The following is a 15,858-nucleotide window of genomic DNA, read 5'->3' as shown; positions in this document are numbered from 1 at the left end:
TCTGTTTATCATGAAAATCAAGAGATTATTAGAGAGAAGTGTCCAGTATCAGGACAGTTTCATGGATAAATGGACACTTGGAGAATTCAATCCAGCTAAACTGTTTCTTGAGTTAATTTTTTTACTAGCTTGAATGCTTTATCCCCGTTGGATTGGTTTTTATCCTCGTTGACTCGAATATAATCCTTGTTGACTCGAATATAATCCCCGTTGAAGCTTATTTATTCCCCGTTAGCCCTCAAAATCGGTTTAAAAACCAATTTTGTTTCATTAAACCTGGACAAAAAAATGCAGAGCATAAGCCCTGCATTGAAATTCAATATTAAGCTGCGTTCCGTTTCATCTTGTTTTTCAGCAACAATTCCTCAAGTGCCCCTGATCCGAATATGACACCGGAAACGATGAAAATCAATCCCAGCAGGTGGGATGATGTAATATGCTCCCCAAGGAAGATGGCAGCGAACAAGATTGACAGAAATGTATTCAAGTTCAGGAAAATGGATGCTTCCGCTGGTCCAGCTTTTCCAATCGCGTAATTGTAGAGCATATGCCCTACTGCTGTGGCGAAAATCGCTGATGCAAAAAATACGCTCCACAATCCAAGTGAACCACTTCCCAAGCTTGTTAATCCATCTGGCTCCTTCCATAGTCCGATAAAAAACAACAGGATTGAACCAAAGATGAGCATATATCCAGTCAGCAGACGTGGATCCAGAGTTTTCGCTGCTTTGGAGATAATGATGAAGCTGATCGCCTGTGAGAGAATGGAAAGAAATACATAAAAATCGCCAATCGACATGCCTGAAACTCCATCACTTCCTGCCATCACAGTCAATGAGACGCCAATTCCTCCGAAGATAAACCCGAGTGTCCGTACAAATGTCAGCCGTTTACCAAGGAATAAAATCGCCATCAAAGCAGTCAGCAATGGTCCCATACCGAGGATCAGGCCTCCGTTGACAGCCGAGGTCACTTTTAATCCAATTCCGAGGAATAAATGATGACCAGTAACATTCAGAATTGAGCCACCTAATATATATATCCACTCTTTCCTGGATGGGAGACGGACTTTTTTTAAGAAAAATAGAATGATAAACACCGAGACTCCAGCCGTGAAGACGCGGAGCGAGGTGATGGTGATTGGCGGGAAATTCCCTACTATGATCTTAAGGGCAGTAACATTCAATCCCCACAAAAACATGACACCAGTAAGAATCAAATAAATTTTAAGGTTTTTCATGATGTTTCCTTCTTTCATTTAAACGGTTAAAGCATAACTAACATTCTACTCCTTTTTTATAAAAGGGCAAGTAAGAATAATTCCATTAATTTTCCACCTCAATTAATAAGTACCAAAAAGAAAGGTAAATCGTATCATAGGCTGCTAGGTTAAAAGAACGGTTTGTTATAAAATTCTTCAAAAACCGACAAAAAGAGGTTTAAAAACCAGAATGCTATTTCGGAAAGATAGAATACCGCTATGAAAGGAGGTGAAAGAATGCACTTCCGACAACTGATCATTACTGGCTTTATTGCTGGTGCAGCTATGTTAGTACCTGACATTGCTTTTGCTGAAAAAGGGTCAAATGCCGGAAAGCCACAACAGTCTGTGGCGGCTGAACAAGTTACTCTGCCAGATAAGGCGGAGAATGCCAAGACTTCTGTAAAACCTCCAGCAGAACCTGCTGTCGAAAACAATTCGGTGCAGAAGCCTGTCGTTCAAAAACCAGCCCAGGCAAAACCAAAAGAGAAGCCTGCTGATGCAGGGAATTCAAGTGGGAAAGCTCCATCATTCAAGAAAAATGAGAAAGCGGACCTACCTCAAAAGGCTAAATCGATCAACGAGAAGTCAAAACAGGTAAAACATAATACAAAGCCTAGCAATAAACCTAGCAATAAAGGTGCTTTAAAATCCATACATAATAAGGGGAATAACGTTAAAGAAACAAAGCGTAGATCACCTGGGTTAAAGGAAAAGGTTGAGCCATCCAAGGAGTCAGTAGCGCACCCGCCATTTGTTAAGGTTACAGCAAAGACGGCAAGCAAAAAAACGCCTTTAGTTAAAAATGATGAAAAGGATTCATCCAAAAACGAGAGGTATCCTAAAGGTGACAACATTCCTAACCCTCCTTCACGCACTAAGGCTTCAGGGGGGCCTTCAAGTGACAGGACAACTTATGGAAACTCGAGCACCTTCTTAAACGATAAGTGGTTTGTTTGGGATGAATCAATTTATTTAAATCTCCAACAGCCATATACATCGCGAGTTGCTGTTTTTCAAAGCCAGTGGGTCAATGCCCCGCCATCACCGCCACCGCTCAAAGCTCCTGCTTTTTTACCGTATACCGACGTAATAGCCACGGATAACGTTAAATAAAAAGGAGCGAATTATTAAAATGAATAACTATATGAATGGAACAAAAGTTGTTAAGTCTTTTATGTTAGCTGGAGTATTATCAATCGGGGTACTGACTGGAGGTCAATTCACTCAAGCAGCAGGACCTGAAAAAGTTAAGGTTGAACAATCTCATGCAGTGAAACCAGCAAAGGTTCAGTCTGCTAAAAAGGCTGACGCAAAAGCAAAACCGGCTGTTCCAGCAAAGCCTGCTGCCAAGCCTCAAGTAAAAGCACCAAAAGCGGAAGCTAAAGAAAAAGCAGCGAAATCACAGGCTAGCACTCATGCAAGTGAAACTGCTAAAAAGCACGCAGCACCAAACGCAGCAGTTCACTCAACTGTTCAGCAAGCACCTGCTGAGGAAGTTCCAACTGAAGAAGTTGTTACACAGGAGCCAGTTGTTGAAGAGGTTGTTGAAGCAGAACCAGTTGTAACTGATGACACTGAAAAAGATGCTGAATCAGAAGAAACTGCTGAGCTTGAAGAAAATACAGCAACAAAGCAAGAAGATGAGGAAGAAGCTGATCTTGACGCTGACACTGAAATGAAAAAGGAAGATGAAGAAGAATCTGATGAAGATTCTGAAGACACCGACCTTGATGCAGATGCAACTGTAAAAACTGAAGATGAAGATGAAGAAAATGACTCTGATTCTGAAGACATCGATCTTGATACAGATGCAACAGTGAAAACTGAAGATGAAGATGAAGAAGAAGATGCAGAAGAAGGTGACACTGAAGAAAAAGTGAACACTTCTGCTGCTAACAAAGCCAATTCCAATGCTTTCAACGCAAGTGAAACTGCTAAAGAGAAAGCTAATGAAAATTCTGCTGTTGCTTTGTCTGTTGAAGTGACTGAAGATGAAGTTGCTGAAGAGGAAGTTACTGAGGAAGAAGTGACTGAAGAAGAGGTAACTGAAGAAGAAGTTGCTGAAGAAGAAGCTACTGAAGAAGACGTGACTGAAGAAGACGTTACTGAAGAAGACGTTACTGAAGAAGACGTGACTGAAGAAGACGTGATTGAAGAAGACGCTACTGAAGAAGAAGCAAAAGTATCTCCTTCTGTTGCCAACAAAATGAAGTCCAGTGCTTTCAATGCAAGCGATGTTGCTAAAGAGAACGCTAACGAAAATTCAGCTGTTGCATTGTCTGTTGAAGTGACTGAAGAAGCTGCTACTGAGGAAGTTGCTGCTGATGAAACTGCTGCTGAAGAAGAGACTGAGGAAGTTGTTGCTGACGAAACTGCTTCTGAAGAAGCGACTGAAGAGGTTGTTGCTGATGAAACTGCTTCTGAAGAAGTGACTGAAGAGGTTGTTGCTGACGAAACTGCTGCTGAAGAAGTGACTGAAGAAGAAGTAACTGAAGAAAAAACAGAAGTATCTCCTTCTATTGCTAACAAAATGAAGTCTAAAGCTTTTCATGCAAGTGAAACAGCTAAAAAGAACGCTAATGAGTTCTCAGCTGTTGCTCTTTCTGTAGAAGTAGCTGAAGAAGTTACTACTGATGAAACTGCTTCTGAAGAAGTGACTGAAGATGTTGTAGCTGATGAAACTGCTTCTGAAGAAGTGACTGAAGAAGTTGTAGCTGATGAAACTGCTGCTGAAGAAGTGACTGAAGAGGTTGTTGCTGATGAAACTGCTGCTGAAGAAGTAACTGAAGAGGTTGTTGCTGATGAAACTGCTGCTGTAGAAGTGACTGAAGAAGTTGTTGCTGATGAAACTGCCTCTGAAGAAGTGACTGAAGAGGTTGTTGCTGATGAAACGGCTGCTGAAGAAGCTAAGGTTAACACTTCTGCTGCTAATAAAGCGGCGTCAAAAGCAAGTGTTTATGCAAGTGAAGTTGCGAAGAAATTTGCTGCGTTGATTTCTGCTGTCCTTGCAGTATTTGAAAAAGCACCTGAAGAGACGACTGAAGAAGTTATCGGTGAAGCAGAAACAAAATAATAGGATTTATTATCCTGGAGAGGACTTCCACACTTGCTGGAAGTCCTTTTTTTATTCCTAAATCGGCAACTAGAATACCTTATTCTGAAGTTGGGCATTTGAACAAAAAAAGGAAGGAGGTAATGATGCGCATTCGCACTTTACCTCCCCTCCTCACTTATCGCTTCTTCAAGCAGCCTGGCAAACCTTTCTTCTCGATAGGGTTCCTTTACGAAACTCTCGTCTGCTAATGTTCTCAGAAGCTTCCTTTTTACTGTTTCATCTTTGACAGCCGCTTTGATTTCTTTACGGCTGGATGCCAGGAAATCTAGATAACTCTCATATTGTTCATCAAACATTTGCTCCAGCTGGCCACATATCTTTTTTGCTAGCACTGGACTGGCTCCCGATGTAGAGACAGCAATGGTCAATTTGCCTCTTTTCATGACGGATGGAACTTGAAAATCGGATTCTTCAGGGTTATCTGCCAGATTAACCAGCTGATTCGCGGCTGCATGCTTTTTTACTGCCATGTTCGTCTCTCGATCATCTGTGGCAGCGATGATGAGCAACGCCCCTTCAAGATCTTCTTTCGCATAGGGCTCAGGCCGCCAGGAAATCTCGCCTGTTTCGGTTAGCCGCAGCAATTCGCTTGTTAATTCCGGGCTCACTATCTTCACTTTTGCTCCAGCATCCAGCAAGCCAAAGACTTTACGCTGAGCGACTTTGCCGCCGCCAATCACCACGACATTCCGATCCCGTATCCTTACATTTATAGGGTATAACATGCTTCCACTCTCCATTTATTGGCGATGTTGATTGCAAATTATATTTTATTGGCGGTTTTCACAACTTCATTGGCGATGTTCACAATTTTATTAGCGAAGACCTTATTTTTATGTTTACCTTGCTCTTGCTTCATCAACTCTTTGCAGAAGCAGCTCGCCAAGACGGTCATCGAAGCCAACTGGTTCGCACAGGACAATCTCTTTCGCCGGGTATTGAATCATTATATTTTCAACAGTTTCCTCTATTTTAGCAGTAAAACCGCCCGTATACAGGAGAAATGGCAAAATGTAAATCTTTGAGGACGAGTCGCTTTCCAATAGCTTTTCTCCAAAGAATGGCTGTGTTGTTATATATCCAGTGTCAGCTTTAGTTAAAACTTTCTCCTGAACCCTGTCCGCCATTTTCTCAAATTCCTCAGCAGCAAGGGGATCTCTGCTGCCATGCCCGACGAGCAGGATGGTCTCGGACTTCATACCTGAAAAGCCTTTTTCCTTCAGACGGTCCAGAACGATTTCCAGTATCGATTCATTCACACCAAGCGGCTGGCCATAGAATATCTCTATTTCCGGGTACTTTTGTTTGACCCTTACCAGCTCCTTTGGTATGTCCACATTTGCATGGATTCCTGGAAGCAGCAATACCGGAACGATGGTTACCGATGTTGCTCCCTTTAAAATGCATGATTCAACCGCTTCAAAAATGTTTGGCCAGGCATTTTCAAGGAACCCATAGGAAGCATTCGTAATCTCCCCTGTTGAAATCACCTTTTCAATGAATGACACAAACACCTTGTTTCCTTGCTCACTTCTGCTGCCATGGCTGATGAATACGGTTGCTTCCATTTATTTCTCTCCTTTAAAAAAACAAGTCCATTAAACGAATGCCAGTTCAGATTCTTTACTGGACAAACAATCAATCACGGCGGTTTTATCAGGTGCTTCCAAAATCTCATTCGGACATACACCGTATTCTACTGCAGTTTCTGCTGTCCTAACTCCCATACAAACAACCTTTGCTGTTTTCACGAGCTGCTGAGGAATGATTTCCTTCAGGATCCCTTCTTCAATAATTGTTTTTACAGATCTGCTGCTTGGCAAAACGATTGTATTAACCGAAGCTTCCTCAAGGACTCTTTTAAAAATTGGCGTGAATTGCTCGTCGATGACTTTTTTGGATGTTACGAACATTTCTGCATGCGGATACTTATAGACTGTATCACTATCACCTACGATTAACAGCTTTCCATCCAGAGGCATCTTCCCTTCCAATTCTGCAAAAAACCCTCTTTCATTCAATGCTTTAATAGACTTCGTTGAACAGCCGTAAAAGTCTGCTTTCACCTTTCTGATATCGATTCCTTTTGAAAATAAGATTTCGAAGAATTCCCCGACACTTTCAGGAGAGGTAAAAAGGATTTTTTCGTATTCTGGAATTCTTTCGATCACCGCCTGGTCTGATGGTACGGAAATCTTTTTCCATTTCGGGAATTCAATCACATCTGCTCCCTGCTCCATCAATTCCTTCGCCAGTTCACTCTCATCAGTTCCTGTTCGGGCAAGTAATATTTGTTTGCCAAACAAAGGTTTCTTTTCAAACCAGTTCAGCTTATTCCGAAGTGAAACGATATCGCCAACAAGGGTAATCGCAGGGTTGGTAAAATTAACTTCCTTCGCCTTTGCGGCAATATTGGACAGAGTTCCCTCCAAAGTTTGCTGCCGGGAGAAGGTTCCCCATTGGATCAGAATGACCGGGGTGTCCGCCGGCTTTCCGTGCTTGATCAAATTTTCGCTGATATAGGGAAGATTTGAAATTCCCATATAAAAGGCAATTGTGTCAATGCCCTTGGCAAGCCCTTTCCAGTCCAGTTTCGGCTGGCCATTTTCAGACTTATCATGGGCAGTCACAACCGCGAAGGATTCGCCAAATTCACGGTGTGTGACGGGAATTCCTGCATATAGCGGTGCAGATATTCCTGAAGTGATTCCCGGTACAATTTCAAAGGAAAGGCCATTTTCGGCCAAAGCAGCTGCTTCCTCGCCTACGCGCCCAAATACGCCAGGATCGCCACCCTTGAGACGGACAACGATTTTTCCTTCAAGCACTTTTTCAACCAGAAGGTCGTTGATCATTTCCTGGCGAAGGACGTGCCGGTCCGGAAGCTTACCGCAGTAGATCAGCTCGCAATCTGCAGGAGCATAATCCAGCAGTTTCGGATTGGCAAGGCGGTCATATAGAATGACCTGTGCCTTTTTAATGGCTTCCATCCCCTTAACTGTTATCAGCTGTACGTCTCCAGGCCCGGCTCCGACTAAAAATGCTCTTCCTTTTTCCATTGTGTTCCCGCCCTTTCAATTATAAGAGGGAGGTTCCCCCTCTTAGGTCATATTGTTATATACACTTCATTTTCGATTACTTCAGCATGATACGTTTTTACTTCCCCTGTATCCGGCGCCTGTACTTTCCCGTCATCCAGCGATATCTTCAGGTCGTAAACTGGACAGTAGATAAAATTCCCGCTTACGAGCGCATCTGCCAGAGTTCCGCCTTTTCTGTGAGGGCTGCGGTTTTCCACAGCCTTGACGTCTCCGCTGGATATTCGAAACAAGACGATGTTCTCACCATTTACTGTGACTGCCTGCCCTGCCCGTTCAGGCAGGGAATCATAATCAGCTACTTTGATTCTCACTTTTGTCATTTGCATCTTCATCCATCCTCCCTATTCAACCGTCACGCTGCGGACTTGATAGTACTTTTCTTTAATTCCGTTATCAGAGATTGCTTCCTGCCATGGCTCGTTATATCGCTCCAATGTCTTATCCAGTCTTTCGTTTAACTGCTTTCTCCTATTCTCATCTGCGAGGACTTCTTTGACATGTTCAAGTCCCATTCTTTCAAGCCAAGGTGCAGTTCTTTCAAGATATGCAGCTGTTTCACGGTAGTATTGGAGGTATGCTCCTGTTATTATCATTGCCTCTTCTTTTGTTTTAACGGTTTCAAGCAGGTCGGCAGCACGCAGATCGGTTCCACCATTACCGCCGATATATATCTCCCAGCCGCCATCGACTCCTACAAAGCCAATATCCTTGATTCCTGATTCCGCACAGTTTCTTGGGCAAGCAGAAACTCCCATTTTGACCTTATGTGGTGTATCGAGGCGTTCAAACTTTTTCTCGAGCTCGATTCCAAGCCCCATTGAATCCTGTGTGCCAAACCGGCAAAACTTTTCCCCAACGCAGGTCTTTACTGTACGGAGAGTCTTCCCGTATGCATAACCTGATGGCATTCCCAGGTCTTCCCACATTGCCGGAAGATCCTCTTTGTTGACACCGAATAAGCCAATTCTCTGTCCGCCCGTCAGTTTTACCAAAGGCACATCATACTTCTCGGCAACTTCTGCAATCTTCTTCAAATCTGCAGCAGTCGTCACACCGCCATACATTCTTGGCACAACAGAATATGTCCCATCCTTCTGAATATTGGCATGCATCTTTTCATTAACCAACCTTGAATCGCGTTCATCCTTATAGCCGTCATAATTGACCATTCCAAGATAATAGTTGATCGCCGGACGGCATTTCGAACAACCTTCCTCCTGGGACCAGCCGAGAACATTCATGACTTCCCTGACATTGGTCAAACCTTTTTCCCTGATTTCTGACACAATCTCATCTTTGCTTAAAGTCGTACAGCCGCAAATCCCTGCCTTTTTCGCTGCAATATCATACTGGTCACCAAGCGTGTATGCGAGGATGTCGGATATGAGCGATTTGCATCTTCCGCATGAACGGCCTGCATTCGTGCAGCCACCTACTTCATCAACAGTAGTTAACTCATTTGTGCGGATTGCGTCGACAATCGTTCCTTTTGTGACACCATTGCAGCCGCAGACAAGCTCGTCGTCGGCCATCGCCGCTACATCGCCTGCTTCTCCACCACCGCCGCAGCATCCGCTTGCTTCAAGAATCGATACACTTGTCATTCCGCTGATGTCTTCCCTTTTCGTCAGCATCCTGAACAAGCGGTTGCTGTCCTTTGTGTCACCATAAAGCACAATTCCGGCAATCCGGTTGTCACGAATGACAATTTTCTTGTAGATTCCATCAAACTCATTGTGGACCTTGATTGATTTCGTTCCTTCGTCATCACCGATTTCACCCGCTGAGAACAGGTCGCAGCCAGATACCTTCAGCTGGGTGCCACAAATCGTCCCTTCATAAGGATTCGTTGGGATACCGGCGAGGTTCGCTGCAAGAACTTTTCCCTGCTCATATAGTGGTGCGACAAGCCCATAGACGATTTCTCTATGTTCTGCACATTCGCCAACGGCATAAATATTTGGTATATCCGTCTTCATATAATCATTGACGACAATCCCTCTGTTGACATAAATGCCGCTGTCTTTTGCCAGCTGGACATTAGGGCGGATGCCGACAGCCATGACAACAAGGTCAGTCTGGATTTCGGAACCATCAGAGAATCTGAGTCCGGTTACTCTTTCATCTCCTAAAATCTCCGATGTCTGCTTTTCAAGCATGAAATTCATGCCCTGAGATTCTAGCTCTTTTTTAAGCATGCCAGACGCTGTTTCATCAAGCTGCCTCTCCATCAGGTGCGGCATTAAATGAACAACATCGACTTCCATGCCCAAATTCAGCAAGCCTCTTGCTGCTTCTAGTCCTAAAAGGCCTCCTCCGATTACAGCTGCTTTTTTATACGTCTTAGAATCTTTGATCATCGTTTCACAATCGTGGATGTCACGAAAGCCGACTACCCCATTTTTATCAGACCCCGGCAATGGGAGGATAAACGAGCTCGAACCTGTCGCGATAATCAATTCATCATAAACTACCTTGCGTCCTTGATCGGAAATAACTTGCTTCTTTTGCTTGTCAATCTCGACAACAGCTTCACCTGCGAAAAGCTTGATTCCATGACTCTTGTACCAATTCCAATCATTCATGATAATGTCTTCGATTGACTTATCTCCCTGAAGGACTGTGGATAACATAATTCTATTGTAGTTAGGATGTGGTTCATTCCCAAAAATAGTGATTTCAAATCCATCTGGCTGGAGTTTAAGCAGCTCTTCGATTGTCCTTACTCCTGCCATTCCGTTTCCTATCATGACTAATTTCTTTTTCATCTCGTTTGTCCTCCCATAGTTAAAGCATCTGTTCCGGAGTTTTCATTAATGATATTTCCTCTATGTATAAATTGTATTGTGATTTCAGTCTCCTGTTTGTGAAGTTCGTCACACTTTAGGTTAAGTATGTGCATCATTTCACAAATCTTTCAAAATTAACAATTTCCACCTTTCTTTGTAATTGCAGTTATGTTAAAGCTTAAAATGGGTATTGTACTTGTAATGGAATTAATGTAAAAGGAGGCAGGCTTCATGATCATTGTTTATATAAGTATCGCTGTTATCGTGGCAGCCCTGGGATATCTTGGTTATGTTGTTTATAAAACATATAAAGATGCCAAGCCTACGATTGATAGTCTTCAAGAGACTGCGACCCGGGTACAGAACAAAACGAATGCCATCAAAGAAGAGACCGATTCACTGAAGTTTAAGCAGCAGAAGCTGATGGCTGATTTTGAAAAGAAAAAGAAAGCTGTCAATACTGTTGTTTTTTCAGTAAAGCAGACACCGGTTGAATTCAAGAATGCACTTGTTGCAAAACCTGTGGCTGAACTTGAACAGAAGTATAAAGCAAGACAGTGGAACCGCAAGCGTCGCAACCGAACCATGCAGCCACAGTAAGACAGGGCAACTCGCCCTGTTTTTTTATTTGCCTTTGCCTGGTGACTATCTTCCTATATCCTCATTCTGATTTATTTCCCAACCAGTCAAAAATTCAACAGAAACAAGGGGTAAGATACCGGCACTAAAATTTAGGAATATTGTACGATTGCCGAAATAATTTTTAATACTTATTATGAATAAATATACAAAATACAATTTGGAGGAATACATAAATGAAGCATAAAAAGATTATCTCTGGTGTAGTCGCCGCAAGCTTGCTGGCATCCTCGCCATGGACTCCGGCGCTCGCTGAGTCTTTGAAGTGGAACTATGTAAATGCATATGAAGAAAAGGACGGAAGCTTGTTCAACAGCGAAAACTATGATTTTATGAAATTCTCGGAAATCGGCGACAAGCTCGCACAAATCGAGAAGCAATCCAATCGTGTGAAGGTAGAAGTAAAGGGCCAATCATCAACAGGACAGCCGCTTTATGTCGTTACGATAGCTGCACCTGACTCTCAGGGCAAGTTTGGCAAAATTCAGGCATTAAGAAAACAAATGTTCAAGAACCCTGGCAAGGCACAGGACTGGATTGAAAATAACCCAGACTTCAAAGTGCCGATCATGATCAATGGATCCATCCATGGTACCGAGTTTATCGGCAGTGATGCGGTCATGCAGCTGATTGAGCGCTTTGCTCTTGAAAATGACGATACAACAAAGGAAATCCTCGAAAATAACATCCTGATTTTCAATGTTGTCCAGAATCCTGATGGCCGGATTGATGCAACACGTTTCAACGGTGAAGGAATCGACCTGAACCGTGATTTCATCACCCAGTCACAGCCAGAAACCCAGGAAACCGTCGCACTGATCAAGGAATGGAATCCGATGATCTTCCTTGATACACATGGCTATGTAAAAAATTATGCACCGAACAAACAGGGTCTTATTGAACCATGTACGGTTCCACACAATCCAAATTACGAATATGATTTGTATGAAAAATGGGCAATGAACCAGGCAAAAGCAATGGAAAATGAAATCATGTCCGACAAGGAAAACTTCTCAGGCAGCCTCTATCAATCAATGGAAGGAACCTACATTCCGCAGCGTGATGACGCAGAAGGCTGGGATGATTATCCGCCAATCTTCACTCCGATGTACGCAATGTACCATGGTGCTTACGGCCACACACTTGAAGCGCCAACAAATGATGAAGACGGCGTTCGCTGGATGTATGACGCCATCATGGGCGCATTGAAAAATGCTACGGATAACAAGCAGGAAATGATCAAGGACCAGATTGAGATGTTCAAGCGCGGCATCAATTTTGATCACCCATTCCATGAAGAAGGCTTCTTCCCGACTGCCTATGTGCTGCCTGTTGATTCCGAAGATCCAACCGTAACACATAAGGCAGTTAATCATCTGCAGAAAAACGACATCGAAATCGTCCAGGCATCTAAGGCGTTCACTGCTGACGGAAAGTCTTACCCAAAAGGCACATATATAGTAAAAATGGACCAGGCAAAGGCTGGCCTAGCTAATACGATGCTGTGGGATGGCGAGGACATCACTGAAGACGTTGATGCCATGTATGATATCTCTGCATGGAGCCTTCCGGAACTCTGGGGATTCGAGGCGATTGCGGTCCAAAGTGATTTTGATGTAAATGCGACGAAAGTGAACCAAATCCAGGAACAGGGATCTGTTAGCGGCAACGGGCCATTCTTGATTCCGAACAGTTCTGTAAAAGCCGTAAATCTTGTAAACACTCTTCTTCAGCAAGGCGTATCTGTAAAGCGTGATTCTGAAGGCAATTTTTACACAGAAGCAGCTGCTAACGAAATTTCAGCAGCAGTAAAGCAATCCGGACTGCACATTGAATCAACAAAGGTTCCGGCTGATGCAGTTGAGGTTGGGGACTTGAAGGTCGCAATTTTGAAGGATGGCGGCATGGACAAGGCCCAGTCTCATTCAGGAACCAAATTGGCGCTAAAACGACTTGGCTTCGCCGTTACTGAATTAACTCCTGCAGACGTGGCAGAACAAGGTCTTTCCAGCTTTGACGTCTTTGTTTACAGCGGGACAGAAGGCTTGATCGCCAAAACACAGACACGTGCGGGCAATAAAGAGTTCGGGTTCCAAAATCCAGCTCAGTTTGATAGTTTCAAAGCTAATGTAGAAGAATTTTTAAATAATGGAGGCAAATATATCGCAGTTGGTGCTGGTGCATCCCTCGCGACAAAGACATTGGGACTAACTGATGACGATATTGTCGTTGCAGGCTACAGCAGCAACGGCATTGCAAAGGTTGATTACAGCGGCGAAGGTGTGACGGGAGGATATGGCGAGGACGACCTTGGTTTTGTTTACCGCCCTGTCTGGTATGAAAACACCGATAACGATAAGGTATCAGCAACATTTGACGACAACTCTGACTTCTTTGTCGCCGGACACTGGAAAAACAACAGTGAAGCACAGGGCAAGGCAGTCATCGTGAAAGAACAGGATAAGGACGTGACAATGATCGGCCTGGAGGCTGGTTTCCGCGACCATACCGATTATCTATTCCGACTTCTTTCCAACAGCATCTTTGAAAAATAAAAATGATAAAAGCATCGGGCCCTTGCCCGATGCTTTTTTGTTAGTTATGAGAATAGTATTTTTCCAGCAGCAAATAATCCTTCGTTTTTTGAATCTCAATATTATTAGCTAAAGCGAATTCTTCAAGCTCCAGGATGAGCTGTTCACTGTAAAAGTGTGCAACACCGAAATTGAAGCCTCTTCTTACCTTCACCACGGCATTCTTCGTCGCCCAGCCAATCCGGCCGAACTTTATTTTTTTGATTTTCTCCGGTGTCAGCAGCTTGCGGTAAATCGTAAATTTAAAGAGTTTAATTTTATATTCAAGCTGGTCTGAGGTAATCGTTAATTGGACTTGATGTAAAATAATCACCAGCACGACAAAAGTGAATGGAATCTTGATGAACCAGTTAAAATTAGGCAGGATGAACGCACTTATGAAAAGCATCGCATACAAGATTTTCTTGGACATTTCTCCTGAATAAGTCAACTAACTCCCCCCTTGCATACACCAATTTTACCAGTTAAATCCAAATAATAATATAGAAAAAAGACCACCTTTTCAGGTGATCTGCATTTTTCATAGATACAGTCCAGCTAGGAAAATTCCCAGAGCCTCTTCATATATCTCATCGAATTGCGACAGCGGCAGCGGATTTATCCCGAAACCAAGTTCGACTGTAAAACCTGGCCGGCGCCAATCCTGGATGAACCAGTCCTTATAGCCTGCATAACTCTCAATCGTTTTTACCGGCTGGTAGCCGCTCACCCGGGCAAATTCATTGACCATTGCCTCCGATTCAGGCGGCTCAAGATTTTCAAAGCCCCAATAAATGACTTCTCCCTGAGTATGGAAAGCCAAGACCCTGGCAAAATCACGTCTTCTTGTCATTTCTGCCATCGCAATCGCTTCTGGCTCGGATAATGGCTTTGGTCCAACATAATCCCTCGGCCCCGGCTGACTTGGGTTACGTTCTTTTTCAAGCTCCCATTTTGCCGGGAATTGGTCGTTCAGGTCCACCCCTCTTATATTCGCCTTCCAACCGCTGAAATCGAGGCTTCCTCGATTCAATTCTACAACTCTTTCATTCCATGGCTCTGCTTCAGGCGGTCCATTAAGCACAAGATCAACACCATCAGGATTGACCATCGGCACAATCGATAATGTCGTCTGTCCATAGAAGTTCTGCATGGACAGACCGCGTATTGAGGACTTATTTGTCAGTGCCAGCAGATAGTCATTCAGGAAAGTCATGATGATGGGAGTGGTGATCCATTCATTGGCATGAAAAGACCCATTGTAATGTACTCGTTTATTGCCGTTCCCAATCAGTGTTTCAGGTAAGCTTTTACCCAAAACTGAGTTGCCAATCGAGGGCACCCTCATGAAAGGATAGACATTTTCCAACCGTCTCAAATCACTCATCAGTGAGGCATATCCATAATTCTTTTTACCCTGGACAATTCGCCAGGTGATTCTTAGCGGAACCTTGATCATCTGTCCGATGTACAGCCCATTCGGATTAATATTCTTATTGGCCAGCAGCAGAGCATCCACCTGCAGATTCCTGCTTTGGGAAATCTTCCAAAGAGTATCCCCAGCACGGATTCGATAATCCACCGCTGCAAAACCAGGGATCCTCACCGTCTGCCCCACATCCAGTGAATTTGGGTCAATATCCCGGTTGGAATCTATGATCAACTGGAGAGGGATGTTGAAAATATTGCTGAAATACCAAAAGGAATCTCCTCTTCTCACATATATATCCATAGTGCTCCTCCTGTTCTTTCAAAGTTGCATCTATACATATGTATATGAGTAGCTTTGGAATCTATTTCAGAAGATGAAAATTAGCTTTATTTTTTCAAGCCGCGGATATAGGCGGTGACTGCAAGCTTGTAACTTTCATCCAAGTCAAGCGGCATCCCGAAACCTCTTCTTTGTTCCAGCGATGCAAACCCATGCATTAGGCTTCTCAAACCGCGGACAGCATGGATTGCTTCCACTTCTGACAAATCAAAAGGCCGAATCGCAGATACTACAAGTTCAACGATTTTTTTGCCGGCGTCATGAACATGCTCATCCGCAGGATCAGGGGCAGATAAGGCGAAATCGTACAGTCCGGGATTCTTTCTTACAAAGGTCAAATAAGCCTGGCTTAATGCCATTACTGCTTCCTCTCCTGGTGACTTGGCTTTCGCTTCCTCCGCCAAACTGTTGTACAGTTTTTCAAGTGAAAAAATGGCCAGCTCTCTTTTAATTCCCGGCAGGCCGTCAAAGTGGTTGTATAAAGAAGGCGGTTTGATGTTGAGCCTTTTTGCCAGCAAAGCAAGCGTTACATATTCACTTCCATGCTCATTCGCAAGTTCAGCAGCAGCTAACACAATCGTATTTTTATCAAGCGCAATCTTCGGT

General features: G+C 43.6%; 13 protein-coding genes. 4 read left to right on the top strand and 9 right to left on the bottom strand.

Annotated features, from left to right (window positions below; all coding sequences use genetic code 11):
• Nucleotides 1-322 precede the first annotated feature (322 nt).
• Nucleotides 323-1,240 (bottom strand): DMT family transporter, encoded by a 918-nt coding sequence (locus ACH0QE_RS25425; RefSeq protein ID WP_415803157.1) that lies wholly within the window; start codon nt 1,238-1,240, stop codon nt 323-325.
• A 258-nt stretch (nt 1,241-1,498) separates the two neighbouring features.
• Between ACH0QE_RS25425 and ACH0QE_RS25420 the strand changes: the two genes are divergently transcribed.
• A complete protein-coding gene (locus tag ACH0QE_RS25420) occupies nt 1,499-2,377 on the top strand; it encodes a hypothetical protein (RefSeq protein WP_415803156.1) in 879 nt (292 codons plus the stop codon).
• A 19-nt stretch (nt 2,378-2,396) separates the two neighbouring features.
• Nucleotides 2,397-4,337, top strand: a complete 1,941-nt coding sequence (locus ACH0QE_RS25415; protein ID WP_415803155.1) for a hypothetical protein — start codon at nt 2,397-2,399, stop codon at nt 4,335-4,337.
• A 140-nt stretch (nt 4,338-4,477) separates the two neighbouring features.
• On the opposite strand, the gene ACH0QE_RS25410 is transcribed toward ACH0QE_RS25415, so the two are convergent.
• The 5 genes from ACH0QE_RS25410 to nirB form a co-directional block, all read right to left on the bottom strand.
• The gene (locus tag ACH0QE_RS25410; RefSeq protein ID WP_415803154.1) at nt 4,478-5,104 is read right to left on the bottom strand and encodes an NAD(P)-binding protein; all 627 of its coding nucleotides are present in this window, start codon (nt 5,102-5,104) and stop codon (nt 4,478-4,480) included.
• A gap of 114 nt (nt 5,105-5,218) precedes the next feature.
• Nucleotides 5,219-5,947: a sirohydrochlorin chelatase gene (locus ACH0QE_RS25405; RefSeq protein WP_415803153.1), complete on the bottom strand. Its 729-nt coding sequence runs from the start codon at nt 5,945-5,947 to the stop codon at nt 5,219-5,221.
• A 30-nt stretch (nt 5,948-5,977) separates the two neighbouring features.
• Nucleotides 5,978-7,438, bottom strand: coding sequence for a uroporphyrinogen-III C-methyltransferase (gene cobA / locus ACH0QE_RS25400; protein ID WP_415803152.1), 1,461 nt, complete (start codon nt 7,436-7,438; stop codon nt 5,978-5,980).
• 47 nt (nt 7,439-7,485) lie between these two features.
• The gene (locus ACH0QE_RS25395) at nt 7,486-7,806 is read right to left on the bottom strand and encodes a nitrite reductase (NAD(P)H) small subunit (RefSeq protein WP_415803181.1); all 321 of its coding nucleotides are present in this window, start codon (nt 7,804-7,806) and stop codon (nt 7,486-7,488) included.
• Nucleotides 7,807-7,821: 15 nt separating this feature from the next.
• Nucleotides 7,822-10,248 (bottom strand): nitrite reductase large subunit NirB, encoded by a 2,427-nt coding sequence (gene nirB, locus ACH0QE_RS25390; protein ID WP_415803151.1) that lies wholly within the window; start codon nt 10,246-10,248, stop codon nt 7,822-7,824.
• Nucleotides 10,249-10,500: 252 nt separating this feature from the next.
• Between nirB and ACH0QE_RS25385 the strand changes: the two genes are divergently transcribed.
• Together ACH0QE_RS25385 and ACH0QE_RS25380 are read left to right on the top strand one after the other, a co-directional pair.
• Nucleotides 10,501-10,869, top strand: a complete 369-nt coding sequence (locus tag ACH0QE_RS25385; protein WP_415803150.1) for a DUF948 domain-containing protein — start codon at nt 10,501-10,503, stop codon at nt 10,867-10,869.
• A 215-nt stretch (nt 10,870-11,084) separates the two neighbouring features.
• Complete coding sequence (locus ACH0QE_RS25380; RefSeq protein WP_415803149.1) at nt 11,085-13,463, top strand: M14 family zinc carboxypeptidase; 2,379 nt, start codon at nt 11,085-11,087, stop codon at nt 13,461-13,463.
• A gap of 40 nt (nt 13,464-13,503) precedes the next feature.
• Here ACH0QE_RS25380 and ACH0QE_RS25375 read toward each other — a convergent pair whose 3' ends face one another.
• From ACH0QE_RS25375 to ACH0QE_RS25365, 3 genes are all read right to left on the bottom strand, one after another.
• A complete protein-coding gene (locus ACH0QE_RS25375; RefSeq protein ID WP_415803148.1) occupies nt 13,504-13,932 on the bottom strand; it encodes a hypothetical protein in 429 nt (142 codons plus the stop codon).
• Nucleotides 13,933-14,022: 90 nt separating this feature from the next.
• Complete coding sequence (locus ACH0QE_RS25370; protein WP_415803147.1) at nt 14,023-15,213, bottom strand: M14 family metallopeptidase; 1,191 nt, start codon at nt 15,211-15,213, stop codon at nt 14,023-14,025.
• Between the two features lie 86 nt (nt 15,214-15,299).
• The coding region (locus ACH0QE_RS25365) for a TetR/AcrR family transcriptional regulator (protein ID WP_415803146.1) at nt 15,300-15,858 on the bottom strand (559 nt) is incomplete at its 5' end.

This window comes from Mesobacillus sp. (assembly GCF_047739415.1).
GTDB lineage: Bacteria > Bacillota > Bacilli > Bacillales > Cytobacillaceae > Mesobacillus.
The sequence above is the reverse complement of the archived record's forward strand: the minus strand, read 5'-3'. Positions and strand labels throughout refer to the sequence as shown.